Source organism: Chitinasiproducens palmae (genome assembly GCF_900095735.1).
Classification (GTDB): Bacteria; Pseudomonadota; Gammaproteobacteria; order Burkholderiales; family Burkholderiaceae; genus Chitinasiproducens; species Chitinasiproducens palmae.
This window is the reverse complement of record NZ_FNLO01000003.1, coordinates 285,302-309,236: the sequence shown is the minus strand read 5'-3', so window position 1 is coordinate 309,236 and position 23,935 is coordinate 285,302. Positions and strand designations below refer to the sequence as shown.

Annotated in this window: 26 protein-coding genes; 16 read left to right on the top strand and 10 right to left on the bottom strand. The window is 65.3% G+C overall.

Translation table 11 applies throughout. The features are described 5' to 3' along the window. Positions 1–2 precede the first annotated feature (2 nt). Positions 3–776, bottom strand: coding sequence for an ABC transporter substrate-binding protein (locus BLU54_RS07115; RefSeq protein WP_091906441.1), 774 nt, complete (start codon positions 774–776; stop codon positions 3–5). 568 nt (positions 777–1,344) lie between these two features. Further along, positions 1,345–1,932 carry a periplasmic heavy metal sensor gene (locus BLU54_RS07110; RefSeq protein WP_091906439.1) on the bottom strand — a complete coding sequence of 196 codons (588 nt, stop codon included), beginning with the start codon at positions 1,930–1,932 and terminating at the stop codon, positions 1,345–1,347. 278 nt (positions 1,933–2,210) lie between these two features. Here BLU54_RS07110 and BLU54_RS07105 point away from each other — a divergent pair, with 278 nt between their 5' ends. From BLU54_RS07105 to BLU54_RS07090, 4 genes are all read left to right on the top strand, one after another. Then, complete coding sequence (locus BLU54_RS07105) at positions 2,211–2,918, top strand: response regulator (protein WP_091906699.1); 708 nt, start codon at positions 2,211–2,213, stop codon at positions 2,916–2,918. Further along, positions 2,915–4,486: an ATP-binding protein gene (locus BLU54_RS07100; protein ID WP_235837825.1), complete on the top strand. Its 1,572-nt coding sequence runs from the start codon at positions 2,915–2,917 to the stop codon at positions 4,484–4,486. Before BLU54_RS07105 ends, BLU54_RS07100 begins: the two co-directional genes overlap by 4 nt. Positions 4,487–4,957: 471 nt before the next feature. Continuing rightward, complete coding sequence (locus tag BLU54_RS07095) at positions 4,958–6,730, top strand: ABC transporter permease (protein ID WP_091906437.1); 1,773 nt, start codon at positions 4,958–4,960, stop codon at positions 6,728–6,730. Between the two features lie 95 nt (positions 6,731–6,825). Next, positions 6,826–8,127, top strand: a complete 1,302-nt coding sequence (locus BLU54_RS07090) for an ABC transporter ATP-binding protein (RefSeq protein WP_091906695.1) — start codon at positions 6,826–6,828, stop codon at positions 8,125–8,127. Between the two features lie 67 nt (positions 8,128–8,194). Here BLU54_RS07090 and BLU54_RS07085 read toward each other — a convergent pair whose 3' ends face one another. After that, positions 8,195–9,235 carry a sigma-54 interaction domain-containing protein gene (locus BLU54_RS07085; RefSeq protein WP_091906434.1) on the bottom strand — a complete coding sequence of 347 codons (1,041 nt, stop codon included), beginning with the start codon at positions 9,233–9,235 and terminating at the stop codon, positions 8,195–8,197. A gap of 623 nt (positions 9,236–9,858) precedes the next feature. Here BLU54_RS07085 and BLU54_RS07080 point away from each other — a divergent pair. The 5 genes from BLU54_RS07080 (at position 9,859) to BLU54_RS07060 (ending at position 13,140) form a co-directional block, all read left to right on the top strand. After that, entirely contained in the window at positions 9,859–10,215 is a 357-nt protein-coding gene (locus BLU54_RS07080) for an ElaB/YgaM/YqjD family protein (RefSeq protein WP_091906432.1), read from the top strand. Positions 10,216–10,313: 98 nt separating this feature from the next. Then, positions 10,314–10,691, top strand: coding sequence for a phage holin family protein (locus BLU54_RS07075; RefSeq protein ID WP_091906430.1), 378 nt, complete (start codon positions 10,314–10,316; stop codon positions 10,689–10,691). After that, a complete protein-coding gene (locus BLU54_RS07070) occupies positions 10,688–11,011 on the top strand; it encodes a hypothetical protein (RefSeq protein WP_091906428.1) in 324 nt (107 codons plus the stop codon). The genes BLU54_RS07075 and BLU54_RS07070 overlap by 4 nt, the downstream gene beginning before the upstream one ends. Before the next feature lie 51 nt (positions 11,012–11,062). Next, positions 11,063–11,299, top strand: coding sequence for a hypothetical protein (locus BLU54_RS07065; RefSeq protein WP_091906426.1), 237 nt, complete (start codon positions 11,063–11,065; stop codon positions 11,297–11,299). A gap of 446 nt (positions 11,300–11,745) precedes the next feature. Next, on the top strand, positions 11,746–13,140 hold the full coding sequence (locus BLU54_RS07060) for a sigma-54-dependent transcriptional regulator (RefSeq protein ID WP_091906424.1): 1,395 nt from the start codon (positions 11,746–11,748) through the stop codon (positions 13,138–13,140). A 154-nt stretch (positions 13,141–13,294) separates the two neighbouring features. Here BLU54_RS07060 and BLU54_RS24355 read toward each other — a convergent pair whose 3' ends face one another. Then, positions 13,295–13,420, bottom strand: coding sequence for a hypothetical protein (locus BLU54_RS24355; RefSeq protein ID WP_268874507.1), 126 nt, complete (start codon positions 13,418–13,420; stop codon positions 13,295–13,297). 290 nt (positions 13,421–13,710) lie between these two features. Between BLU54_RS24355 and BLU54_RS23650 the strand changes: the two genes are divergently transcribed. Both BLU54_RS23650 and otsA read left to right on the top strand, forming a co-directional pair. Beyond that, positions 13,711–13,866 carry a hypothetical protein gene (locus BLU54_RS23650; RefSeq protein ID WP_170845058.1) on the top strand — a complete coding sequence of 52 codons (156 nt, stop codon included), beginning with the start codon at positions 13,711–13,713 and terminating at the stop codon, positions 13,864–13,866. A 69-nt stretch (positions 13,867–13,935) separates the two neighbouring features. Beyond that, complete coding sequence (otsA, locus tag BLU54_RS07055) at positions 13,936–15,324, top strand: alpha,alpha-trehalose-phosphate synthase (UDP-forming) (protein ID WP_091906422.1); 1,389 nt, start codon at positions 13,936–13,938, stop codon at positions 15,322–15,324. A gap of 368 nt (positions 15,325–15,692) precedes the next feature. On the opposite strand, the gene BLU54_RS07050 is transcribed toward otsA, so the two are convergent. After that, positions 15,693–16,124 carry a hypothetical protein gene (locus tag BLU54_RS07050; RefSeq protein WP_091906420.1) on the bottom strand — a complete coding sequence of 144 codons (432 nt, stop codon included), beginning with the start codon at positions 16,122–16,124 and terminating at the stop codon, positions 15,693–15,695. 375 nt (positions 16,125–16,499) lie between these two features. On the opposite strand from BLU54_RS07050, the gene BLU54_RS07045 reads away from it, so the two are divergent. Further along, a complete protein-coding gene (locus tag BLU54_RS07045) occupies positions 16,500–16,859 on the top strand; it encodes a hypothetical protein (RefSeq protein WP_091906418.1) in 360 nt (119 codons plus the stop codon). Positions 16,860–16,943: 84 nt separating this feature from the next. Next, on the top strand, positions 16,944–17,945 hold the full coding sequence (locus BLU54_RS07040) for a YihY/virulence factor BrkB family protein (protein WP_091906416.1): 1,002 nt from the start codon (positions 16,944–16,946) through the stop codon (positions 17,943–17,945). A gap of 96 nt (positions 17,946–18,041) precedes the next feature. Here the strand turns inward: BLU54_RS07040 and BLU54_RS07035 are convergent, their stop codons facing one another. Then, positions 18,042–19,448, bottom strand: coding sequence for an RNA polymerase factor sigma-54 (locus BLU54_RS07035; protein ID WP_235837844.1), 1,407 nt, complete (start codon positions 19,446–19,448; stop codon positions 18,042–18,044). Positions 19,449–19,894: 446 nt separating this feature from the next. On the opposite strand from BLU54_RS07035, the gene BLU54_RS07030 reads away from it, so the two are divergent. Together BLU54_RS07030 and BLU54_RS07025 are read left to right on the top strand one after the other, a co-directional pair. After that, positions 19,895–20,221, top strand: coding sequence for a BON domain-containing protein (locus BLU54_RS07030; RefSeq protein ID WP_139169521.1), 327 nt, complete (start codon positions 19,895–19,897; stop codon positions 20,219–20,221). Between the two features lie 58 nt (positions 20,222–20,279). Then, positions 20,280–20,633: a BON domain-containing protein gene (locus BLU54_RS07025; RefSeq protein ID WP_091906693.1), complete on the top strand. Its 354-nt coding sequence runs from the start codon at positions 20,280–20,282 to the stop codon at positions 20,631–20,633. 397 nt (positions 20,634–21,030) lie between these two features. On the opposite strand, the gene BLU54_RS07020 is transcribed toward BLU54_RS07025, so the two are convergent. Further along, entirely contained in the window at positions 21,031–21,483 is a 453-nt protein-coding gene (locus BLU54_RS07020; protein WP_091906410.1) for a PA2169 family four-helix-bundle protein, read from the bottom strand. Between the two features lie 497 nt (positions 21,484–21,980). Between BLU54_RS07020 and BLU54_RS07015 the strand changes: the two genes are divergently transcribed. After that, positions 21,981–22,169, top strand: a complete 189-nt coding sequence (locus BLU54_RS07015; RefSeq protein WP_091906408.1) for a DUF2188 domain-containing protein — start codon at positions 21,981–21,983, stop codon at positions 22,167–22,169. A gap of 572 nt (positions 22,170–22,741) precedes the next feature. Here the strand turns inward: BLU54_RS07015 and BLU54_RS07010 are convergent. Genes BLU54_RS07010 through BLU54_RS23645 form a run of 3 tightly spaced genes read right to left on the bottom strand, consistent with a single transcriptional unit; the run spans position 22,742 to position 23,874 of the window. After that, complete coding sequence (locus BLU54_RS07010) at positions 22,742–23,350, bottom strand: hypothetical protein (RefSeq protein WP_091906406.1); 609 nt, start codon at positions 23,348–23,350, stop codon at positions 22,742–22,744. A 10-nt stretch (positions 23,351–23,360) separates the two neighbouring features. Further along, positions 23,361–23,669 carry a DUF1488 family protein gene (locus BLU54_RS07005; protein WP_091906404.1) on the bottom strand — a complete coding sequence of 103 codons (309 nt, stop codon included), beginning with the start codon at positions 23,667–23,669 and terminating at the stop codon, positions 23,361–23,363. A gap of 43 nt (positions 23,670–23,712) precedes the next feature. After that, entirely contained in the window at positions 23,713–23,874 is a 162-nt protein-coding gene (locus BLU54_RS23645; RefSeq protein ID WP_170845057.1) for a hypothetical protein, read from the bottom strand. Positions 23,875–23,935: the final 61 nt, after the last annotated feature.

The following is a 23,935-nucleotide window of genomic DNA, read 5'->3' as shown; positions in this document are numbered from 1 at the left end:
CATCAGTCGCCGTAGATGTCGAAGTCGAAGTACTTCTTCTGCAGCGTCTGGTAGGTGTTGTCGTGCCGGATGTCGACGATCGCCTGGTCGAACTTCGCCTTCAGGTCGGCGTCTTCCTTGCGCAAGCCGACGGCCGTGCCTTCGCCGATGACCTTCGCGTCCTTCACTTCCGGACCGGCAAACGCGAAGCCCTTGCCGCGGGCGGTCTTCAGGAAGCCGGCCGACGCCTGCAGTTCATCCTGCAGCGCGGCGTCGAGCCGCCCGGAGATCAGGTCCGCATACACCTGGTCCTGATTCTGGTAGGAGACCACCTGCACGCCCTTGCTCTGCCAGTAGGTCTTTGCGTAGGTCTCCTGCGTCGTGCCCTGCTCGACGCCGATGCGCTTGCCCTTCAGCGACTCCGGCGTCGGTTGCAGCGGCGAGCCGGCCTTCGCCACCATGCGCGCCGGCGCGGCGAACAGCTTGTTCGAGAACGCGATCTGCTCGCGGCGCTTGTCGGTGACCGACAGCGACGAGATCACCGCGTCGAACTTCTTCGCGCGCAGGCCGGGAATCAGCCCGTCGAAATCGCTGTCCACCCAGACGCACTTGACCTTCATGCGTGCGCACAGCGCGTTGCCCAGTTCGATGTCCAGGCCGACGTGCTGGCCGTTCGGTGCCTTGGACTCGAACGGCGGATAGCTCGGATCGACGCCGATCCGGACCGTGGACCAGTCCTTGGCGTGGGCGTTGAGCGCGAGCAGGGCTAGGCCCAAGGCAGCTGCGATTTTCTTCACGTTAGGTTCTCGGGTTTCGCTGAACGGGTTCGATGACGGCGTGAGTGGCCGGTGCCGACGCGGCCGCGCCGGCGAGCGCATCATTCTAGTGCGACCAAAATTGGCGGCCGGGCTCACGAAACGGCGAATTCTACCGTAAGGCCGTCGGGCCATCGGTTTTACATGCATCGCAGCGGGTGCCGGTAGGGGAGCGGACCGGGGCGGACCGGGGCGCGCCCACGCGTCATGGCGCAGCGGCAACGACGGCAACGGTCACGTCGGGCGAGGCGGCTGCCGTGTTCCGGACCGGCCGACAGCCAGGGGCCGAGGCAGTTCGACGGCGTGTTGGAGGCAGATCGAAGGCAGGGCAGGGGCGGCAGGGGCAGCGCGGCGGCTTGGACCGGCGCGGTCTGGCGGCCCGCATCGCTGCGCGCGTGACGCTTGCGCCGATGCAAAACAAAGCGCGGAATGCAAAGCGGCGGCCCGCGGGCCGCCGTGAACGGACTCGAACGAGCCCGCGGTATGACGCATGGGACGCGTATGAGTATGACGCGTATGACGCGGCGCGGGGTGCGCCGCGTCATGTTCCTCAGGGCTTCGCGTTCGCGGTGCCGGCAGCCGGTGCCGACGCGCCGCGCGGGCCGTGCGGACCGTCGAAACGGGGGCCATGGCCATGCGGGCGGCCGGCGCGCATCTTCGCGAAGTCGGCCTTGATGGCGCTGCTGACCGTCGTCTTCTGCGCGTCGTTCAGGCTATCGTAGAACTGCAGCCAGGCATCCTCGGTCTGGCGGTGCAGTTGTCGCGCCTGCTCGAACGCCTGCTCACGCGCATCGCGCATCGCACGCAGATCGAGGATCGGCTGTTGGCCCGCGGCCTTCATCTTCTCGAAATCGGCGCGGTGCGCATCACGCATCTGCTCGTGGTTGCGGCGGCCGGTCTCACGCGCGGTCTGATACAGCTTCTCCTGGTTCGCGTCGAGCTTGAGCTGGTCGTGAACCTGCTCGAAGGCGCGCAGCATCGGCGCCGGACCCTTGCCCGGGGGCGGCGCCGGATGGGCGTGCGGCGGGGGCGGCGGCACGCCGTCCGACGCGGCGGCCGGTGCGGCGGCATGGGCTGCACCGATGCTCAGTGCGAGTGCAGCGGCGACGGCGGCGAGGCGGGTTTGACGAAATGACATGATTGGCTCTCCTTGCAGTGGTGCCGTTCGGCGCCGCCCGAGGCGACGTTGTGCGACGACATGGCCGAAGGATACGGTGCGGCTTGGCGACGATGTGTTACGTCCACCGGCTGGTGTATTACCTGACGTTACCCTGACAGTCGGCGCTTACTTTCGCTTACGCAGACTTACCGGAGCGCCCATCAGACGCGTCTGCCGTAATCAACGGTAAGCGGACCGTCGCGGCGCGCGGCCCGAGCGAGGCTGCACGGCGGCGAGCCGCGGCTACAATGGATGACATGAGCACTCAAATCCTCGTCGTCGACGACGACCAAGACCTGCGCGACCTGCTGCGCGAGTATCTGACCCGCCAGGGCATGGAGGTCTCCGTGCTGCACGACGGCGCCACCCTGCAGCGGCGGCTCGAGCGCGAGCGCCCCGACCTGATCGTGCTGGACCTGATGATGCCCGACACCGACGGTCTGACCGCGTTGCGCGCATTGCGCGCCGGCGGCGACGACATCCCGGTGATCATGCTGACCGCGCGGGCGGATGACATCGACCGCATCGTGGGACTCGAGCTCGGCGCGGACGACTACGTCGCCAAGCCATTCAATCCGCGTGAACTGCTCGCCCGCATCCATTCCGTGCTGCGGCGCCGGCGCAGCGTGATCAGCGCCGCGCCGGAGCAGCGGGAGCCGCTCGCGTTCGGGCCCTACACGCTGGACTTCCAATCGCGCACGCTCCGCTCGAATGGCATGCCGATTTCCCTGTCGGACAGCGAATTCGCGTTACTCAAGATCTTCGCGTCGAATCCGCTGCGCACGCTGGCACGGGAACGTCTGCTCGAACAATTGCACGGGCCGGAGTACGACGGCACGGATCGCGGCATCGACGTACAGGTCTGGCGGCTGCGCCGGGTGCTCGAGTCGGACCCGTCCAACCCGCGCTTCATCCAGACGGTGCGCGGCCGTGGCTACGTATTCGTGCCGGAAGGCTCGGTGTGAACGTCGCGCGCGCCGTCGCGCCGCGGCGATGGCTGTTCGGCCTGGATTCGCTGTTCGGGCACCTGGCCGTGCTCGTCGTCGTGGTGCTGCTGTTCCCGCACTTCGCGTGGTACGTGTTGATGCGCATCGAGCGCAACGAATGGCTCGACCAATACTCGTTCGACGAGACAGCCTATGTGCTGCGCAATGCGTTGCACGACCCGGCGGCGGTGAGCGAGCGTCCGGAATCGCTGGATCCGCTCGACCCGCGGGCGTCAGGCATCCGCGACGGCATGCCGCCGCCCGGGCAGCCGCGCGATGCCGGACGTGAGCCGCGTGGCGCCGTGGGACCGGGCGGGGCGCCCGAGCAGGGCGCGGACCATGGCCCCGATGGCGGCCGCACGCTCAGTGTGCGCCGGATGCCGGCCGGCTTCGAGCCGCCGCCGTCGGACCCTCATCTGCCGCCCGGCATGCAGGCGTTTGTCGGAAGACTGAAGGCGCGCCTGCCCGCCGCAACCGAGCTGCGCGTGACCGGCGGCGGGCCGCGCCCGCGCGTGTGGGTCAGGATGGCGCCGAGCGAACCCTGGCTGATGGCCCGCATGCGCCTGCCCCGGCCCGAACCCCAGCCGAACCGGATGATCGCCTGGCTCGGCGTGTCGTTCACCGCCGCGGTGCTGTTCGCGCTGCTGGCGGCCTGGCGTCTGCAGCGGCCGCTGGTCGAGGTGGCGCGGGCCAGCGCGCGGGTCGGTGGCGGTGAACGTGTCGATCCGTTGGAAGAGGCGGGGCCCCGCGAACTGCGCATCGTGTCGCGCGCCTTCAACCAGATGGTCGACGGCCTGGCGGAGAACGAGCGCGATCGCAATGTGATGCTGGCCGGCGTGGCGCATGACCTGCGCGCACCGCTGGCGCGCATGCGGTTGCGCGCGGAGCTGGTCGAGGACGAGGGCTTGCGAGCGGGCCTGGTGCGCGACACGGAGTCGCTTGCGCACATCGTCGACGAATTCATGGTGTTCGCCAACGACGCGCCGGACACCAGCGAACCGATCGAGGTCGACGCCTTCTGCACGCGCTTCGTCGAGTCGGATCGCGTCGTGCATCCGGCCCAGCCGCCACTGACGCTGCGGGCCGCGGCGGGCGCGGGTTTCATGCTGCCGCGCGCGACGCTGGAGCGCGTGTTGACCAACCTCGTCGAAAATGCGCGGGCCTATGGCGCGCCGCCGATCGTTATCGAGACGGCGGCGGCGCCCGACGCGGCGACCGATGCACCGGGCGCAAGCGATGCGGCACGTGCGACGGTCGCCGCCGCTTGGCGGCTCAGCGTGCTGGACTCGGGGCGAGGCATCGCGCAGGACGCCCTGTCCTCGGCGACCCGGCCGTTCGTGCGGCTCGACCCGGCGCGCGGCGGCAATGCGCACTGTGGCTTGGGACTGGCAATCGTCGATCGGCTGGCGCGACGCGCGGGCGGTGCATGCCGGATCGGCAATCGCCCGGAAGGCGGTCTGCGTGTCGACCTGCTGATGCCGGCGGTGGCGCCCGTGCCCGCGACACCGGCAAGCGGTGAGCGCGACATGCAGGCCCGGCTGGGCTAGCTCACCGGTCGGTGCCGGTGCCGGTGCCGGTGCCGGTCGGGCGTGCCGGCACCGCGAGGTGAGCGCGCAAGCGGGACAGGGCAGCCGGCAGCGGGCCGCGACCCGTTCGGCGCCGCGTGCACGCGCGATCGCGCTGGTCTCGGGCCACCCGGCGGCACTGCCGTGACACCGCGTCGATACTGATGCAGTGGGCCGTCCGTGCCCTGTCGCGGCCGGCTGACAGTCGCCCGCGAAGCTGACGCGGCAACGGTTGAAGACTGTCATCGGATTATAGTAGTGTCGTGCCGTCGCGCAACGGGCTGCTGGCCGTGCTGGACGCAAGCCGAACGAAAGGCGGCGTCCGCCATCGGCCGCCGCCGCGCGCGACTGGTGGGTCGCCGGACCCGCATCCCAACGACATGACGCCATGAAACACACGCTGTTCGCCGCACGCTGCACCGCCGGCCCGGTCTCGCCGGAACACGCCCACTGATGCGCCGGCTCAGCAAGCATATCGACCGGCTGGCGAGCGCCAACGCCGCGGCCTGGCGTTTGACGCCGAACCGTTGGGATTTCGTCGCGTTTCCAATGATGCTGTGCGCGATCGCGATGATCGCGATCGGCTTCCATCAGACGCTCGCGCCGATGTCGACGCTGGCCGCCGAACCGGTCTCGCTCGACTGGCGCATGCTGCCGGAGTACGCACTGCGCACGACGCTGCGCATGCTGATCGCGATGGCGGCGGCGCTGGTGTTCACGCTGATCTATGGCACGCTGGCCGCGAAAAGCCGGCGCGCCGAAAAGGTGCTGGTGCCGATGCTGGACATCCTCCAGTCGGTGCCGGTGCTCGGCTATATCTCGATCACCGTCACCTTCTTCCTGTCGCTGGCGCCAGGCAAGGTGATCGGCGCGGAATGCGCGGCGATCTTCGCGATCTTCACCAGCCAGGCCTGGAACATGACGTTCAGCTTCTACCAGTCGCTGCGGACCGTGCCGCGCGACCTGGGCGAAGTCTCGCGTAGCTTCCAATTGACCGGCTGGCAGCGGTTTTGGAAGCTCGACGTACCGTTCGCGATGCCGGGGCTGGTCTGGAACATGATGATGAGCATGTCCGGCGGCTGGTTCTTCGTGGTCGCCTCGGAGGCCATCACGGTCGGCAATCGCACGGTCACGCTGCCGGGCGTCGGCTCGTACCTGGCACTGGCCATCGACCACCGCAGCCTGTCGGCGGTGCTGGCCGTCATCGTTGCGATGGCGATCGTCATCCTGCTGTATGACCAGTTGCTGTTCCGGCCGCTGGTCGCCTGGTCCGACAAGTTCCGGCTCGACAACACCAGCAGCCAGGACGCGCCTGCGTCCTGGCTGCTCGACCTGATCCAGCACACGCGCCTGATCCGGCGCTTGCTGCAGCCGTTCGGCTGGCTGCTCGGAGCACTGGCGCGCGTGCCGCTGCGGATGCCGGCACCGGCGCGGCGCGGGTCGCCTCGCCCACCGGCGACGGACGGCGGCGGGTGGCGCGCGCGCGCCGGCGACCTGTTGTGGGGCGCGGCGCTGATCGCGCTCACGCTGTTCCTGGTCTGGCGCGTCGTGCGGTTCGTGTCGACCGGCGTCGGCTGGCATGACGTCGGCGAGGTCTTCTGGCTGGGCCTGCTGACGCTGCTGCGCGTGGTCGCGCTGACGCTGATCGCGTCGCTGATCTGGGTGCCGCTTGGCGTGCTGATCGGCCTGCGGCCCGCGCTGGCCGAGAAGGTCCAGCCGCTGGCCCAGTTCCTGGCCGCCTTTCCGGCCAACCTGCTGTTCCCGGTGTTCGTCGTCGTGATCGTCCGCTACGGCCTGAACCCGGACATCTGGTTGTCACCGCTGATCGTGCTCGGCACGCAGTGGTACATCCTGTTCAACGTGATCGCCGGCACCACCGCCTATCCGAACGACTTCCGAGAGGTCACGGCGAACTTCGGCATACGCGGCTGGCAATGGTGGTTGAAGGCGATGCTGCCCGGCATCTTCCCCTACTACATCACGGGCGCGATCACCGCGTCCGGCGGCGCGTGGAACGCGAGCATCGTCGCCGAGGCGGTGTCGTGGGGTAATACGGACATCAGCGCGCACGGCCTCGGCGCCTACATCGCGCAGACCACCGCGGCCGGTAATTACCCGAAAATCATCCTCGGCATCGCGGTGATGTCGTTGTTCGTCACGCTCTTCAACCGGCTGCTGTGGCGACCGCTGTACGCCTGGGCCGAATCGCGCCTGCGCTTCGACTGAACGACCGTCCGGCGGGTCGCCTCGGGCGGCCGCTGGCACAACACTGCCGCAGCGCGCCTGGCGCGCCGCCGTCCTTCTTACCGCTCGACACCATCATGGCGACACAACAACCGGCAGCGGAAATTCTCAACCTCAGTGGCGTCAGCCGCGGCTTCAACAAGAGCCAGGGCGAGCTGATGGTGCTCGACGACGTCAACCTGCAACTGCGCGAAGGCGAGATCGTCGGCTTGCTCGGCCGCTCCGGCTCCGGCAAGTCGACGCTGCTGCGCATCATCGCAGGGCTGATCCAGCCGTCCGAGGGCGACGTGCGCTATCGCGGCGCGCCGCTGACCGGGCCGGCCAAGGGCGTGGCGATGGTATTCCAGACCTTCGCGCTGTTTCCGTGGCTGACCGTGCTGCAGAACGTCGAAGCCGGTCTGGAAGCGCTCGGCGTGCCGGCACGTGATCGCCGCGAGCGGGCCCTGGCGGCGATCGACCTGATCGGTCTCGACGGCTTCGAGAATGCCTATCCGCGCGAGCTGTCCGGCGGCATGCGGCAGCGCGTCGGCTTCGCGCGCGCCCTGGTGGTCGACCCGACCTTGCTGTTGATGGACGAACCGTTTTCCGCGCTCGACGTGTTGACCGCGGAGACGCTCCGCACGGACCTGCTCGACCTCTGGACCGAAGGGCGCCTGCCGATCAAGTCCGTGTTGATCGTCACGCACAACATCGAGGAAGCGGTGTTCATGTGCGACCGGATCCTGCTGCTGTCGTCGAATCCGGGACGCGTGGCCGCCGAAATCAAGGTGCCGTTCCCGCATCCGCGCGATCGGCTCGACCCGGCGTTCAGACGCCTGGTGGACGAGATCTACGCGAAGATGACCGCGCGTGCCGACGCCGCGGCCGCGCCGCGTACCGGCTGGGTGCTTGGCAGCTGGCTGCCGCATGTGTCGACCAATCTGATGGCGGGCCTGATCGAGACGCTGGCCGCCGCGCCATATCACGGCAAGGCCGACCTGCCGGAGATCGCCCGCTCGCTCCACCTCGAAGTCGACGATCTGTTCCCGGTGGCCGAGGTGCTGCAGAACCTTGGCTTCGCCGAGCTGCGCGAGGGCGACATCCTGCTGACCGCGGCGGCCAAGGTATTCGCCGACCACGGCACCCAGGCGCGCAAGCTCCAGTTCGCCGACCATCTGCTGCGCACCGTGCCGCTGGCGGCGCGTATCAAGAAAGTGCTCAACGAGCGGCCCGGCCATCGCGCGCCGCGCGTGCGGTTCGAGCAGGAGCTGGAGGATTTCCTGTCGGACAGCGCGGCACAAGAGACGCTCGATGCCGTCATCAACTGGGGACGCTACGCCGAGATCTTTTCGTATAACGACCAGGCCGAGACCTTCAGCCTGGAGGACGTCGAGGCCTGAGCCTGCCCCCGCGTCCCGCACATGCGGGACGTCGCGAACGGCGCCGCGCGGCGCCATTCGCCGTCTGTCACTGGGGCGCGCCGGACTCCTCTGTCTCGTAGGTGCCGAGCCGGTTGTACAGCGTCTTCAAACTGACGCCCAGTGCCTTGGCCGTGCGTTTTTTGTCGCCGCCGCAGTGCTTCAGCGTGGCCAGGATGATCTGGCGCTGCGCCTCGGCCAGCGGCGTGCCGACCCAGACATTCACCGCGTCGCCGTTGACCGGCGCGCGCTTGGCACGCTGCGCGACGTTCGGATTGGGCAGGTCGACGATATCTTCCGCAAGAATGAACGCGCGATAGACCGCGTTCTTCATCTCCCGCACGTTGCCCGGCCAGTTGTAGCTGCGCAGCGTGTCCAGCGCCCCCTTCGAGAAGGTCTTCGCCGCATTGTTGTCGGCGTTCAGCTCGTCGAGGAAATGTTGCGCAAGCAGTTCGCGATCGCTGCCGCGTTCGCGCAGCGGCGGCGCGCGCAACGGGAAGACCGCGAGCCGGTACATCAGGTCTTCGCGCAGGAGGTTGTCCTTCACCGCCATGTTCGGATCGCGATTGGTCGCGGCAATCACGCGCGCGTTCGAAACGATTTCGTCAGTGCCGCCGACCCGAAAGAACTTGCCGGTTTCCAGCGCGCGCAACAGCTTCACCTGTCTGACCGGCGACATCTCCGTCACTTCGTCCAGGAAGAGGGTGCCGCCTGACGCATGTTCGAAATAGCCGCCACGTGCCTGCGCGGCGCCGGTGAAGCTGCCTTTCTCGTGACCGAACAGTTCGGCCTCGATCAGGCTGTCCGGGATCGCGCCACAGTTGACGGCGATGAACGGACCGTCATGGCGCGCGCTGCGGTCGTGGATCGTCCGTGCGATCAGCTCCTTGCCGGTGCCGCTCTCGCCGACGATCAGCGCGGTCGCTTCCGTCTGGGCGACACGTTCGATCTGTTCGTAGAGCTGCAGCATGACGTCGGATGAACCGAACAGGCTGCCGTAAGCCTTCAGGCCGGCAGGTTTGCTCGCGGCGCGCTTGCCCGTTTCACGGGACGCCTCCGAGCCGTTCGCTTCGAGGTCTTTTGAGGGCATGAAAGAAGTTCCTGTTGTCACCGGGCGCGCGGGCGCGCCAACCGACGCTGACTACCATCGGTGCTTCCCGAGCCGCGTACGCGCAAGCGTCGCCATGGCCACCGCCGCCAGGCATCTCATAAATGAGGCGATGCCGGCGGGCGATTGCCGCGACTGCTGCGACTGCGGCATTTGCCGCATTTACATACGGGGCCGGCATCCCGGCTTGTATCTTTATCCTAACCGAAACCGGGCATGCAGGCGTTCCTGCAATTTTTGCAAAGCTGAGTGGTAGCGCACGTTGCGCCAGCGGCGCGGTGCGGTAGGCTGCAGTGGCGGCGCGGGTCGGTGCGGTGCGCCTCCCGGCGATGCGATGCGCTATGCAAGCCGTGCAGATCCGCGTACCACCCATCCCGGCGCGGCCGCGCCGTTGCAGACCCTCAGCGTCCGCTGATGGCGTGGCTGGAGCGCTTGGCATTGCGTCAACAAGCGGCGTCCGGTCTTCGTCGGCGCAATGACAGGGCGCGCTCGCAGTGCGCTTGCCGACACGCGGACCGCTCCGCCAGGCATGGAATGTGCGTTCCGCGGGCTGACCGTGTCGTGCTTACCGCGACGCAACCCTATCCACATCCAAAGGAGCGGACATGTCCGATACCTCGACCTCCGTCCAGCTGTCGCTGGGCAAAGCCAAGATCAGCGAAGACCTGCGAGTCCTGCTCAGCGACGTCCAGGAATTGGTGCGTTTGACGGCGACTGCGTCCGGAGAAGGCATCGAAGAACTGCGCGGGCGGCTCGGCGAGCGGGTGCAGGCGCTGCGCGGCACGGCTGGCGAGCGCTTCCAGACCTTGCGCGGCAGCGCCGGCGGCGTGCATGCCACCGCGATGTCGTCCTGCCGCTCTGCCTACGACTGCGCGGACTCGTATGTGCAGGAAAAGCCGTGGCAGGCAGTTGGAATCGGCGTGGGCGTGGGCATCCTGATCGGTGCCTTGTTGTCGCGTTGACGGCGGACACCGACGGCGCCGGGCGTTTGCGCCTGCGCCTCAGGTCGACGCGCGGGCGTCGGCGACCATAGACACAAAGAACGGACGGGGAGATCACGATGGCGCAGCAGAGCTTGGTGGACGCAGTCAGGCAACTTTCGGTGGGCGCGGTGTCGCAGGCAGGCGCGCGGCTGAAGCTGTTGGGACTGGAACTGGCAGAGGAGCGGGAGCGGGTCATTGCCTTGCTGGTCGCGGCACTGACGGCCTGTTTCTTTGTATTCCTGGCGGCCGTCTTCGGCGCGCTTCTGGTAGTCGTTCATTACTGGGATACGCCGCAACGGCTGGCCGCGGTGCTCTGGCTCGCCATCGGTGCGGTGATCGTCGCAGTCGCGGCGGTCGCCTTCTTCATCTATCGCGTCAAGCAGCCGATCTCGATCTTCTCGCACAGCCTCGGCGAGCTGGAGAAGGACCAGCGCGCGCTGGAGACGATCGAATGAGTGCGCACGCCGCTGGCTATCATCCGAAGGACGACAAGCACAAAAAGAAGGAATCGATCGCGGTACGCCGCGAGCGCTTGCTGGACCAGATCGAGCTGGAGCGGATCGAAATGCGGCATGCGGCGCTGACGCTGGTCTCGCCGCTGCGCCGCATCGATCAACTCCGTTCCGGCGGCGCGGCGCCGACCCGCCTGCTGTATCCGCTGGCGCCGGTTGCCGCGCTGTTGGCGCTCAAATTCAGGCCGTCGCTGCGTACGACCATCTCGCTGGCGGGACGCGCGTTCGCGCTGTGGCGTTTGATCAGGCGCCTGCGGAGCTGATCAGGCAGCCGGCTGCAGAGCAACACGATATTCAGACAAAGGAGAAAAAAGATGGGAAAGAAAGCGAGCGTGGTGACCAGCCTGGCCATTCTCGGCGCGCTTGCCGGGTATCTCTGGGGACGCGGCCGTACGCCCCGCAGCGAGCCGCGAGAAGTACAGCGTTGGGAAGATGAGGGCGGCGCCGTGCCGCAGGCGGAAGACGTGCAGCCCAAGCTCGCCAGCGCCGGCGGCGCGACGCCTGCCCCGGTGCAGGACGATCCGGAAGTCTGGCAGTTCCCGAAGAGCTGACGCGCGGCATCTACAGGAGGCGCCCGGCAGGGGATGCGGCCATCGCCGCGCCCCTTGCCGGGCGCCTCCTGTTATATTGAGAAAAGCTGTAATCTATATCAGTCCCGTAGCGGGCGATGCGACGGCATCGCTGGCATGCGGCGCTTGTCGCGATCGTTGATCGGCTGGCGCCAGATGGCATGCCGCTGCGCGCCGTCCCTCGCGCTGGCGAGGCTGGTGGCAAAGGATTCGGTTCGCCGGTGCATGGAGCGCGCTGGCGAGCCATACCGTGACGGTGCGGCCCAGGTGGCTTGCACCGCACTCGAGGTGCTTGGTGTACCGCGTGTGGCGTTACGTCGAAAGGACGCAGCGCCGGGCGTGTCGTGCGCTGCGCACCTCCTAGCATTTCTGCCGGTCGTTCGGGTGCTCCGCCCTGGCCTTCGGCGCCAATTACTTGCGATCACTCAATGCCACATGTTCTTATCGTCGACGACGACGCCAATACCCGCGACGCCTTGGTCGAATTGATCCGTAGCGATGGGTTGACGACCGCGGCGGCGGGCGACCTGCGCGAGGCGCGCATCCAGATGGTGCGTCAACTGCCGGATGTGATCTTCACGGACCTGAAGCTGCCGGACGGCGACGGCGTCGAACTGTTCGACGACCTGGAGCCGGCATCCGGTGTCGAGGTCATCGTCATCACCGGGCACGCGACCGTGGAATCGGCGGTCAACGCGCTCAAGCTTGGCGCGACCGATTACCTGGTCAAGCCGATCAATTTCCAGCGCGTCAAGGCCATTCTCAGCCGGTTGCCGCGCACCGGCGATCTGAAGGCGGAGATCGGCAGCCTGCGGGGCGAACTGCGCCGGTTCGGCCGCTTCGGCCTGATGCTGGGCAGCTCGCCGGCCATGCAGCGCGTGTACGACCAGATCAACAAGGTTGCACCGACGGCCGCATCGGTCCTGCTGATCGGCGAAAGCGGCACCGGCAAGGAAGTTGCCGCGCAGACGGTTCACGAACTGAGCCTGCGGCGCAAGCACCCGTTCGTGGCGGTCAACTGCGGAGCGATTTCGCCGAACCTGATCGAGTCGGAGATGTTCGGGCACGAGCGGGGCAGCTTCACCGGTGCGGATCGCCAGCACAAGGGCTATTTCGAACGGGCCAACGGCGGCACGCTGTTCCTCGACGAAGTGACCGAAATGCCGATCGAGCTGCAGGTCAAGCTGCTGCGCGTGCTGGAAACCGGCGTTTTCATGCGCGTCGGTACCACCAAGGAAATCGAGACGGACGTGCGCCTCGTCGCGGCGACCAATCGCGATCCCGAGCAAGCGGTGGAAGAGGGCAAGCTGCGCCTCGATCTGTACCACCGCCTGAATGTGTTCCCGATCCAGTTGCCGCCGCTGCACGAGCGCGGACGGGACGTGCAGTTGCTCGCGGAGAGCTTCCTGAACGGCCTGAACGAGCGCTACAGCACCAACAAGACCTTCCCGCCGTCCAGTATTGAGACGATGATGTCCTATAACTGGCCGGGCAACGTGCGCGAGCTGAAGAATTATGTGCAGCGCGCCTACATCATGGCCTCGTCAGACTCTGTCGATACGACCGCCGTGCCGTTGCAGATTTCGCTGTCCAAGCCGCAGGCCGCTGCCTCCGTGACGATCCCGTTCGGCACGTCTCTGGCCGAGGCCGATCGGCAGCTGATCCTGGCCACGCTGGAGCAATGCGGCGGGGTGAAGACGCGCGCTGCCGAGATTCTCGGGATCAGCCTGAAGACGCTGTACAACCGCCTCGTCGAATACGGCGAGGACGGCAAGAGCCGTGCGGGCAACGAAGCCGACGAGGTAGCTGCCGAGGACGAATGATCGAGCCGTTCCCCGGTGCCGTCGCGCGGCCTGTCGGGGAAACGTTTGCGTTGTCGCGGTAACGAAACAGTGGAAAGGGCGCCCCGGTCGGGGCGCCTTTTTTTCGCCGGCCGGCCGGGCTGGCCTTGCCTGGCGACGAGAGACGCGGGGCACTTCAGATGCCGAGATCAAGTTCCCGCAGTTCGTGGCGCTCGCGACGTTTCTGTCGCTGCATCCGTTGCTGGCGTTGCTCGAACCGATCGCGCTCGTACTCGTGCTCGCGGCGATGACGTTTAGACATGCCGCGCGAAGGGCGGGTCGCATGCACCATGACGCTATCCTCGTGTCTCAGAAAGAGTTGGAATGTATTGCGGCCGTTTTGTGGTTGCCGCGCCGGGCATGATGCAAACGGTATGCCATTGCAGGCGCCAACAAGCGCGGCAGCGGGACGCACGTTGCGCCGCGTCGCCACGTTTCATCGGCACGAACCTTGCGCGATCCGCGGTAAGTGGTTTGTGCGCGCTGCAAAGGACCGGGTCGCACGTTCGCACTGTGTTTTCGCAATCCATCCTGAATCGAAAGGAGAGCACCATGAGCCTTCATCTGCAAACCCCCGAACCGCCGATTCCGCCGGAAGTGCCGCCCACGCCGTCGCCGGTCGAGCCGCCGCCGCTCGATCCGCCGCAGCCGGACGTCGCACCGGTGGGCGATCCGCCCGCGCAACCCGGCAGCGTGCCGAGGGCTTGACGATGGTGGCGCGCCGCCCGGCGCGCATGCCGATGTAACGCTGTTTTCGCTAATGAAATAGGTCGTCGTATGAGTCGTCTTGTCGTGGTCTCCAACCGTGTCGCCGCCGTCTCGGAGGCAGGCCCCGCAGCTGGTGGGCTGGCCATCGGCGTGCTCGACGCGCTCAAGGAAACCGGCGGTGTGTGGTTCGGATGGAGCGGCGAGTGTCTGGCCGAGGCTTCCGATGAGCCGACGATCGAGACGCGTGGCAACGTCACATATGCCACCGTCAGTCTGGCGAAGCGCGATTACGACCAGTATTACCGTGGCTTTTCCAACGCCACGCTATGGCCCGTCTTCCATTACCGAAACGATTTGGCGCGCTACGATCGCCAGGAGTACGCGGGCTATCAGCGCGTCAATCGGTGGCTGGCCGCGCAACTGAAGCCCTTGCTGCGGCCGGACGACGTGATCTGGGTGCATGACTATCACCTGATTCCGTTCGCGGCGGCCTGCAGGGAACTTGGCATCGAGAATCCGATTGGCTTTTTCCTGCACATTCCGTTTCCCGTGCCGCAGATCCTCTTTACCGTGCCGCCGCATGCCGAACTGATCCAGGCGTTGATGCAGTACGACCTGGTCGGATTTCAGACGCGCGTCGACATGCAGGCCTTCCTCGACTATGTCGTGCGCGCCGCAGGCGGTCAGAGCGACGGGCGCAGTGCCACGCTCGACGGCAGGACCTGCGCGGTCGGGGCTTTCCCGATCGGCGTCTATCCCGACGCAATCGCGAAGGCGGCGAAGGCGTGTGCGGAACGGAAGGTCGTCCGCGCGCTACGGGACTCGCTGCACGGTCGTGCGCTGGTCATCAGTGTCGACCGTCTCGATTATTCGAAGGGGCTGGTTGAACGCTTCCATGCGTTCGAAGCCTTGCTCGCAGCGTCGCCCGGCTTGCATGGTCGGGTCTCGCTGTTGCAGATCGCGCCGCCAACCCGCAGTGACGTTCAGTCGTATCAGCTGATCCGGCGGACGCTGGAAGCCGAATCCGGTCGCATCAACGGCCGTTATGCGCAGTTGGACTGGACACCGATCCAATATCTGAATCGGAAGTACGAGCGCAATCTGCTGATGGCACTGCTTCGTACGGCGCGTGTCGGATGCGTCACGCCGTTGCGCGACGGCATGAATCTGGTCGCGAAGGAGTATGTCGCGGCACAGGATCCGACCGATCCTGGCGTGCTGGTCCTGTCTCAGTTCGCGGGCGCGGCAGAGGAAATGCCGGGCGCGTTGGTGGTGAATCCGTTCAATGTGATGCAGACCGCGGAGGCGATCGAAAGGGCGCTGACAATGCCTTTGGACGAACGAATCCAACGACATGCGTCGATGATGGCCAAACTCAGGGAATCCGACCTGTCCGTGTGGCGCGACGCATTTCTGAATGCACTCGCGGACGCAGCCCACGTCGCGTTGCCCGCCTGAAACGCCATCGGCTGCCTAGGATCGCGTGGTCCGGTACTGCCGCGATGCGTTGTCACTACGCGTTGTCACTACGCGTTGTCACTACGCGTGGTCGCAACGCGTAGTGGTAATGCGTCGTCACAGTGCGTTGACTGAGCGCGTTGATGGAACGCGTTGATGGAACGCGTTGATGGAACGCGTTAGCGCGGTGCGTTATCGGTTCCTTTACGGGAGCTATTCACTGCACCGAGCGCGTCGTCCAGCGCCTCTGGCGCCCGTCCGCTGCTCGCTAGCATCAACCGCTTGCAACGTCACAAAACAAAACAGGGCGCGGAGCGCCCTGTCGAGACTGGCGCGGAGTGATTCTCCGCGCCATGCATGCCTATGCCTTACTTCGAGCCGCCTGCGCCGCTCGTACCAGCGCCGCCTGCACCGCTCATGCCGGCGCCGCCCGCACCGACCCCGTTCGGGCCCGTGCCACCCATATTGGAACCCGTGCCCGACATCGTGCCGGACGTGCCACCATTACCCGTCGAGCCGGTCGTGTCGGTAGCGCCGCTCGTCTTGTTCGACGAACGATGCGAACGACGTGCCTTGTGGGTGCTCTTCGAACCGCCACCCGCCACCGAACCTTGCGACAGCGAACCGTTCGTGGCCGGGCCACCGTTCATCGTTTGATTGTTTTCCATCGGGCCGCCCGGCTGGGTGGTCGCCGAATCCTGCATCGTGCCAGTGGTAGGACGCGAGTTTTGTGCTTGCGCACCGAAGGCAACAGCGGACAGACCCAGACAAGCAATCGAGAGCGTGCGAGCAAGTTTCATGAGACCTCCTGAGGGATTGTGTTTATCTTGAAAGACTTCTGTTATGCAGCAAGTAACATGCCGGACCTCAAGGGGCTTCTCGTGCAGTGCGGCGCCCCGGAGACTGCCCCCGGCGATCGATGCCTGCCCGGGAGCGGACATCGCGAATCGGGTTTCAGCCCGTCCGAGCGCTATAGAGCGAAAAGGATGCCAGCGGATGCCAGCGGACGCCAGCGGACGCAAGCCGTCGGGTGAGCGAGGCAGTTCGCGCGCAGGCCCGCATGCTTACCGTGCTGAGCCATAGGACGGAATGCCGGACTCTAGGCCGGTCTGTGTGGCAGTGGTACGCTTGTTGCGGTACGGAGGTCGAATCTCAGTAATTACAAGGAGTCGATCATGAGTGGCAGCACGCTGAATCCGCCGGAAGAAGGCCAGCAAACGCTGGGAATTGGACACGACACTGCGTCCCTTGGGCCTAGTGACTCAAGCGATTCCGGCAGCGACACGCTCGGCGCACGCCGACGTGAAATGGACGTCGACGATTCACTCGACGCTCACGCGCTTGAAGAAGGGCCCTTGGAATTCGACGCGAACACCGACACCTCGGGCACGGGGGAGCGCGCGCTTGCAGAAGGGGACGGCGGTTTCCGCCCGGACGCCGATATCCTGCCGGATTCGATCGAATCGATCGAGGATATTGTCGACGACACGGCAGACATCGATCTCGACGGTCCGGATCGCGGGCCAGATATCTGATTGACGCATACCGCTGACGTCCGTCCGGTCGACAGCGGCTTTTAAGCTCGTGGCCGGCGAGGCCACCGCGGAAGGAGTGAGACGATGGAAGCGCCTTTGCCCGAGCCTTTGTCCGGTGCGGCGGACGAAGCACGCTCAGCGGGCCGTTCTCATCCTGCGGCGGCGCCGATGCCACCGCGCCGCTTTGTGTACCGGGGCCGTGGGCCGATGCAGTGGGCGTGGCGGATCGCAGAGCCGGTGCAACGGTGGAGCGACAACGAGTGCCCGTCGCGCGCCGCGGCCATCGCCTTCTATGCGGCGTTCTCTCTGGCGCCGACACTCGTCATCATCGTGGCGGTGGCAAGCTTCTTCTATGGCGCAGAAGCCGCGCAGGGTCGGCTGATAGCCGAGGCGCGCGGCATGATCGGTACCGATGCGGCGGCGGGTCTGCAAGCCATGTTGGCCAATGCCTGGCGTACGCGGATGGCGACCGGTGTCACCTTGATCTCGCTCGCCGGTATTGTAATCGGCGCATCGGCGACGTTTGCGTCGCTAAACAGCGCGCTCAATCGAATCTGGCCGCTCGAGGATGCCGGCTACAAGCCGGGCATTTTCGGGATGGTCCGCGTCCGCCTGATTTCGTTCGGCCTGGTGATCGGCATCGGTTTCCTGATCGTGGTCCTGCTGCTGCTCGATGCCGCGGTCAACATACTCGGGCGATGGTTTCTGGGCGAAGACGCGGTCTCATTGTTGGTGGCGAACGTCATCCAGCGCACGGTCAGCTTCGCGATGTTGTTTCTTGCGTTCAGCACCTTGCTGAAGCTGCTGCCCGACGCGCCGATGCGCTGGCGTTCCGCGTTTACCGGGGGCGTTGCAGCCGCGCTGCTGTTCTCGATCGGCAAGCATCTTTTTGCCGTTTATCTCAGTAGTGCCGGCACCGCGACGACCTTCGGCGCGGCAGGATCACTGGCGGTGATCCTGATGTGGCTGTATTTCTCCGCAGCGGTGTTCCTGCTGGGCGCGGAGATTTCAGCGGCGAATGCGCGGCATGCAACGGCGGCGGCGCAACGCGCGGCCAGTCGATCCACTGGTGCCGCGACGCCGTAGCAGTGTCGACACCATAGGGTGCGGGTAAGACGCCGCCGGCGCCTCGCCCGGCGCCCCGGCTTCGTGGGCGCGGCCCGCCACCGCACCCTCCTGCACTCAGATGCGCCGTAGCTCCGCGGGCGGCACCTTCATCAGGCGACGGTACTTGGCCACCGTTCGGCGCGCGACGATCACCCCCTGGTCGGCCAACATCTTTGCCAGCGCCACGTCCGACAAAGGCGCGTCCGACGATTCGGCCGAGATCATCTCCTTCAGTAGGGCCCGTACAGCTGCCGCGGAGCATGTGCCGCCACTGTCGGTGCTGAGCTCTCGGGGGAAGAAGTGCTTGAATTCAAAGATCCCGCGCGGTGTCGCCATGTACTTGTTGCCGGTCGCACGCGAGACGGTCGATTCGTGCAGGCCGAGTTCCTGTGCCACGTCGCGTAGCACCAGCGGGCGCAGTGCAACCTCACCGTAGTCAAAGAACGCGCGTTGATGCGATACGATCGTCTCGGCAACCCGCTGGATCGTCGCGAAGCGTTGCTGCACATTGCGCATCAGCCAGCGCGCTTCCTGCAATTGCTGCGCGAGGGGCGAGCGGCTACTTGCGTCGGACTGCGCAAACATGTCGACGTACATCCGATTGACGCGCGCCTTTGGCATCACAGCCGGGTTGATCGAGACAACCCACTTACCCTTGACCTGTCGGACGATGACGTCTGGCACAACATAGTTGTTCGCATCGACACTGTAGTTGTGACCGGGTTTCGGATCGAGACGGCGGATCAATGCGCAGGCGGTACGCAATGCTTCGGGGTCGCAGCCCAACGCTCGTTGCAGCTCTGCGTGCTCTCGCTTTGCCAGGCGGGGAAGGTGATGCGACGCGATTTCGATGGCGATGTCACGGCATGGCGTATCGTCATCCATTGCCTCGAGCTGGAGCATCAGACATTCGGACAGCGAGCGAGCGCCGATGCCCGGCGCATCCAGGGTCTGGACAAGCCGAACGGCAACGCGCAATTCGTCCTCCGACAGCGGTGGCTCGCAGTCCCCGACACCGATCAATTCTTCGAGCGGCTGCCGCAGATAGCCGTCCTCCTCCAGCGACTCGATCACCACCTGCGCAGCAAAGCGGTCTCGCTCGCCGAGGGGGGAAAGGGACAGGGACTGATGCAGCCGGTCACGCAAATCAGGTTCCGCATGCATCCAGTCGCACGGGTCGCCGCCCTCACCATCGCCGCCGGCGCGGCCGCCGCCTTCGCCAATATATTCGGACGGAAGATCCGCGGGCGCCGCCTCGGACACTGTCTCGACGGGGGCGTCGCTCTCCAGCGCCGACGACGGCGCCTCGCTAGTGGTCACGCCTTCCGCGGACGGGGCGGCATCGACGCCGGTCGGTGCGTCAGTGTCGCCGTTCGCGGCGGCTTCTTCGTACTCCAGGAATGGGTTGGTGGTGAGCGCTGCGTTGACTTCCTGCGTGAAGTCCAACGCCGACAGTTGCAGTAGGCGAACCGACTGCTGCATGCGCGGTGTCAGCGTCAAGCTTTGCTTGGCGCGAAGTTCGATGGATGGCTGCGTCACAGATACCTCTCATGAATGGTGCGCGTCTTGCTCTCATGACTTCTTTAGCAACGGCCATACCAAAATTTCAGGGTCGCGGAGTAATTGCCGGGTGTATGCAAGACTTACTCGAAAGCTTTTCGCAAGACGAGGTGCAGGCGATCTTTTGGCACCACAGTAGGCAATTACGCCCGTCCAATGGACCGATGCGCGCGGCGATCACGCACTTTTTTCAGGTCGGCACGCGTTTTGCATCTTGTGGGATGACGGACTGCGGCGACAATTCATCGGTTGATTTGGTCCCACGGTCCGGAACAGGTGGCTGTTTGCGTGTGACTTGCAATGTTTCCCATCCGAGCGCGTTCACTCGACATTAGAGAAAACGACGCTAACGAAATGTGGAAGGCATCATGGAAAAGCCGAAGGCAGTAAACACGTACGACCCGGACTCGCTTTTGCCGGAAAACCGCGATGCGTTGTTGGAAGGCGAGCGCCTCTCGACGTTGCCTACAGCGACGACGAGCGCGGACGACGTGTTGTCGCTGGTGCGGCAACGGCTCCTCGAAACCGATTACTTCGACGAGTCGAAAGTGCATGTCAGGGTCGCTGGCCGACGTGTGACGTTGACTGGCGAAGTACGGGAAGAATTCTTGAAGCGGGCGGCCGATGATGTAATGGCCAACTGCGATGGTGTCGAAAGCTGGGACAACCAGCTCGTAGTGAACGGCGCGCTGTGAGATCCGAGGGGGATTTCGCGGTGATCGTCGAACAACTTTTCTAATTGGGAGAATGGATATGAAGAAGACCGCTCTGATGCAACTGGTTGGTGGCGCCCTGTTGGCCGTTTCGATCGGCGCGCATGCGCAAGTGGCCAGCGACACGACCGCCAACGACACGTCGAACACCGCCACCCATGAGTCGGTCGGCGATCGCGTCAGCGACGGTACCGTTACCACCAAGGTCAAGGCGGCACTGCTTGCCGAAAAGAATCTCAAGTCGACCAAGGTCCACGTCAAGACCCGCCATGGCGTGGTGCGTCTGACGGGCTCGGTGCCCACGGCCGACGAAAAGGCGCGCGCGGAAGAAGTCGTGCGTGGCGTGAACGGCGTCAAGTCGGTGACGAACCGTCTGAAGGTGGTCGCGTCGTAACGATGCGCGCTTGAAGCACGGCAGCGCGCCGACGGCGCGTTGCACGACAGGGCCGGCTGCGTGTCGGCCTTCTCTGCGCAAGGCCGGCATCATGCCGGCCTTTTCCATTTGTCGAGCGCGGACGGGAAGGATGCACCGTGCGATGCGTTCGCCCTTCGCCCTTTGGCCTGAGGGCGCACCGCCACATGCGCCCGATGCGATGTGGTCTGTATGAATCGTGTCGGGCGAATTACCGATCGCGCATCGCTGCGTGCGCGACGGCAGGGCGCGCGTGGTTTGTACGCAGTGCGCGACGTGATGCGCTGGCTACCACCGAATGCAACACGGGCGGCCGATTGGCTCGGGCCGCCCGTGTATTGCTCGACCGTCGGCTTAGACGGTCTCACCAACCGGCTGCTTACTTGGCGCGCGCAGCATACTGGTCGCGCAGGTCGCGAACGCGGTCATGATTGCTGACCACGCCCTGGTACTGGCGCTCGATAATTGCGCGCACGTCCGCTGGCAGATCCGAGTCGAGGGCCTGGCGATAGCGCTTCTTCGCGACGTCCTCACCGCGTTCGCACTCCTGCAACAGCGCAAGGTCGTCGTCGCTCGACACCGAGGCCTTCAATTCGGTCCACCCGCGATGCAGCGCGCCGCTGATCGAGCCGCTCGTTTCGGGCTTGCCGCCCAGTTGCACGACCAGCGCTTGCAGCTCGCTCACTGCGCGGGCGCAATCGTCGGCGCGCGTAGTGAACAGGGTCTTCACGGTCGCGTCTTTCGCATGCTCGGCCGACTTGCGGAAACCTTGCTCGCCGTCGCGCGACGTTTCAATCAGGTCGTTCAGAACCGAGGTGACGTTGGTGCTCATATCTTCTCTCTCCTTCGTTGTCGGGCCGCGTCGCGGCGTTGGCTTCTTCTAAGCAGGGGGCGTGCCTACCGTCCGCCATGTGTCTGCCGGGTGGTCTTGCCTGTTTGCGTCGTTGGCCTTCGCACATTGTCTGTACGGAAATTGAACGCTTGGGCGAGCGATTTGGCGGGTCACGTTGCAACCTTGCCCACAGCGCGGAGTTTGCGAGCCCAGAAATGCAAGTGCAGGGCGCCGTAAGGCGAAGCTGCCGTTGGCTGCAGCGCAAGTTTTTCAAGACGGCGGTGGCAGCGTGTAAGTCCTGCACTCGCGGCGCCTGGCCCCGATTAGCGACAGGCCCACGGAAGGGCGCCTCGGGCTTGTTCGTTTCGACGGTTTTCCGCGATGTTTTTGCGGAAAAGCGCACAGACGGCCGATTTTTAAGATGGTGGCACGGAAGGTGCTTGAAGTAAGGCACGCGGACAGCGTCTTGCAATAACTGGTCTTCCTGGGAGAAACAAATGTTCTACGATGCCTCGAACGAGTCGGTGTTCCGTGTCATGCGCGGTAAGGATGGTCGTTGGGAAGTGACGCAGCAGACAGCGAAGCGGCCGCTCGCCAGATTCGATCGTGTCGACGACGCGATGCAATATGCACGCGATGTCGTGGCGGAAAACCGTCGCTATGCGTGGATCACCTCGCGCAACTGAGCGCGTGCCTATGTTTCTCCCTGCGCGCGGCTATATGAGGCCGCGCTTTCTGGCTATCTAGCCAGCTCGATTCGTACAGATGGTCTTCCTCGGCAGGGAGATCACAACGAGTATCGGACCCGTCGCTTTGCGACGGGTTTTTTGTTTGTGGTTGACGCCTGGTTGACGTTGCGGGCTCTACCACGCTGACACCCGCTGTGCGACGCTTGGCGGCGACTGTCGCATAAACCCGACCAGGGGTGAAACCCTTGCCCGCGATTCGTTCGAGATTCGTTCGCAACTCGTTCGCCAATCGCTAAAACGCCGCGGTTGCCGACAGATGTCTTGTGGCGGCTTCATTCGCTTTTACGGTGGAACCTTGCTGCATGACGGCCGCCGCTTCGCTGCCTTGGAGATCAATCGAGAGGCGAGGGTGGGTATGCAGGGACGCGCGAAGCGAAATGACGAGAATGCAGTCACCAAGCCGATAAAGAAAAACGGACCCATGAGCCCGTTCTTCTCAGCTTGCCGTCGTTCGCTGGGCGCGCCAGACGCCTTCGGCACGGCGTCAGTCGTCCGCGCGTGGCGCAACGTCAGACCTTGATCGCGTCCGCTCCCGCCTGTTTCGTGGACCGGGTAGGAACGTCAAGCGGTTGCGGCGGCTGGACCGGGTCGAAATCCGACCATTCGCCGTTAGTCCAACGGCCATTCGCGCGTTCGAGATCGCTGGCGCCGGCATCTGCCAGGATCTGGCCCGCGCGCAGGCGCGTGGTCTCGCTCGCATGCACCGCCACGATAACGCCCGAATGCCGTACCTTGTTCTGCGGCTCGCGTTGTGCGCTATGCGCGGTGTCACGGCGCGTTCGCACCATTGCGCCCAGCAGCGAGCCGACCCACGCGCCGACGCCCGCTGCCGCGACGGTCAGCGGGATCGGAGAGTTAACGAGATTGAACATCGCCGCACCGATGCCCGCACCGACCACGGCGCCGATCACGCTGCCGATCCCGGCGCCCTTGTGCGCGTTCTTGGTACCCTCGTCGTGTTGCTGGTCGCCGCCGATCGGCGTCTTGTCATGGCGACCGCGAGGACCGACGAAAAACAGGGAGACGTCCTCCTCCAGAAAGCCGTTCTCGAACAGGCGGGCGGCAGCCGCCTGGGCGGCGGGATAGGTATCGAATCGTCCAGCTACGATGATCGACATGGCATCTCCTTCAGGTCTGCGACGCGCGATCGTGTCGTCGCGTCAATTTTTCGATGCGGAGCTGGCCGCTGCTCAACGTCAGCGGCTCTCCGCCGTTGTCACGCAACGCATTGCGGCACGCCGACTCGATCTGCGCGCGGTTCGATTCGAACGCGGCGATGACATCGTTCTCCAGTGCCGACTTCGCGTCACAATGATCCTGCAACGCGGCCGACGAGACGGCACACTCCGTATCCACGCCATCGACCGTTGCGATGAAACGCACAGTGGACGTTGCACCGTCGAAGCGCGGCGACTCTTTTGCAAACGAGATCTTCATCGTGGGCTCCGATGGCGACGCGTGTAGGCGCCGATGGCCGGATTCAGCTGACCTTGACGTAAGTGAACTGGCTGGCAATCGTGCGCGGCACGTACGAACGGCCGATCGCGACGCGCGGCTGCAGCGACATGCGTTGGTCCCACCACCGGCGACGCTGACCGGAACTGAGGAAACGAAGGTGGCGACGGTAGCTGAAAATGTTCATCGCATTCTCCTGGAAGCAGTGTGTTGCCGCGGGGCACATGCCCCAAAGGGTTGATCCTTGG

Bases quoted from the DNA above. Each gene is read 5' to 3' on its own strand.
- BLU54_RS07110 (WP_091906439.1), bottom strand. From the start codon at position 1,932: ATGTCATTTCGTCAAACCCGCCTCGCCGCCGTCGCCGCTGCACTCGCA.
- BLU54_RS07105 (WP_091906699.1), top strand. From the start codon at position 2,211: ATGAGCACTCAAATCCTCGTCGTCGACGACGACCAAGACCTGCGCGAC.
- BLU54_RS07095 (WP_091906437.1), top strand. From the start codon at position 4,958: ATGCGCCGGCTCAGCAAGCATATCGACCGGCTGGCGAGCGCCAACGCC.
- BLU54_RS07090 (WP_091906695.1), top strand. From the start codon at position 6,826: ATGGCGACACAACAACCGGCAGCGGAAATTCTCAACCTCAGTGGCGTC.
- BLU54_RS07085 (WP_091906434.1), bottom strand. From the start codon at position 9,235: ATGCCCTCAAAAGACCTCGAAGCGAACGGCTCGGAGGCGTCCCGTGAA.
- BLU54_RS07080 (WP_091906432.1), top strand. From the start codon at position 9,859: ATGTCCGATACCTCGACCTCCGTCCAGCTGTCGCTGGGCAAAGCCAAG.
- BLU54_RS07075 (WP_091906430.1), top strand. From the start codon at position 10,314: ATGGCGCAGCAGAGCTTGGTGGACGCAGTCAGGCAACTTTCGGTGGGC.
- BLU54_RS07070 (WP_091906428.1), top strand. From the start codon at position 10,688: ATGAGTGCGCACGCCGCTGGCTATCATCCGAAGGACGACAAGCACAAA.
- BLU54_RS07065 (WP_091906426.1), top strand. From the start codon at position 11,063: ATGGGAAAGAAAGCGAGCGTGGTGACCAGCCTGGCCATTCTCGGCGCG.
- BLU54_RS07060 (WP_091906424.1), top strand. From the start codon at position 11,746: ATGCCACATGTTCTTATCGTCGACGACGACGCCAATACCCGCGACGCC.
- BLU54_RS24355 (WP_268874507.1), bottom strand. From the start codon at position 13,420: ATGTCTAAACGTCATCGCCGCGAGCACGAGTACGAGCGCGATCGGTTC.
- BLU54_RS23650 (WP_170845058.1), top strand. From the start codon at position 13,711: ATGAGCCTTCATCTGCAAACCCCCGAACCGCCGATTCCGCCGGAAGTG.
- otsA (WP_091906422.1), top strand. From the start codon at position 13,936: ATGAGTCGTCTTGTCGTGGTCTCCAACCGTGTCGCCGCCGTCTCGGAG.
- BLU54_RS07050 (WP_091906420.1), bottom strand. From the start codon at position 16,124: ATGAAACTTGCTCGCACGCTCTCGATTGCTTGTCTGGGTCTGTCCGCT.
- BLU54_RS07045 (WP_091906418.1), top strand. From the start codon at position 16,500: ATGAGTGGCAGCACGCTGAATCCGCCGGAAGAAGGCCAGCAAACGCTG.
- BLU54_RS07040 (WP_091906416.1), top strand. From the start codon at position 16,944: ATGGAAGCGCCTTTGCCCGAGCCTTTGTCCGGTGCGGCGGACGAAGCA.
- BLU54_RS07035 (WP_235837844.1), bottom strand. From the start codon at position 19,448: ATGCAGCAGTCGGTTCGCCTACTGCAACTGTCGGCGTTGGACTTCACG.
- BLU54_RS07030 (WP_139169521.1), top strand. From the start codon at position 19,895: ATGGAAAAGCCGAAGGCAGTAAACACGTACGACCCGGACTCGCTTTTG.
- BLU54_RS07025 (WP_091906693.1), top strand. From the start codon at position 20,280: ATGAAGAAGACCGCTCTGATGCAACTGGTTGGTGGCGCCCTGTTGGCC.
- BLU54_RS07020 (WP_091906410.1), bottom strand. From the start codon at position 21,483: ATGAGCACCAACGTCACCTCGGTTCTGAACGACCTGATTGAAACGTCG.
- BLU54_RS07015 (WP_091906408.1), top strand. From the start codon at position 21,981: ATGTTCTACGATGCCTCGAACGAGTCGGTGTTCCGTGTCATGCGCGGT.
- BLU54_RS07010 (WP_091906406.1), bottom strand. From the start codon at position 23,350: ATGTCGATCATCGTAGCTGGACGATTCGATACCTATCCCGCCGCCCAG.
- BLU54_RS07005 (WP_091906404.1), bottom strand. From the start codon at position 23,669: ATGAAGATCTCGTTTGCAAAAGAGTCGCCGCGCTTCGACGGTGCAACG.
- BLU54_RS23645 (WP_170845057.1), bottom strand. From the start codon at position 23,874: ATGAACATTTTCAGCTACCGTCGCCACCTTCGTTTCCTCAGTTCCGGT.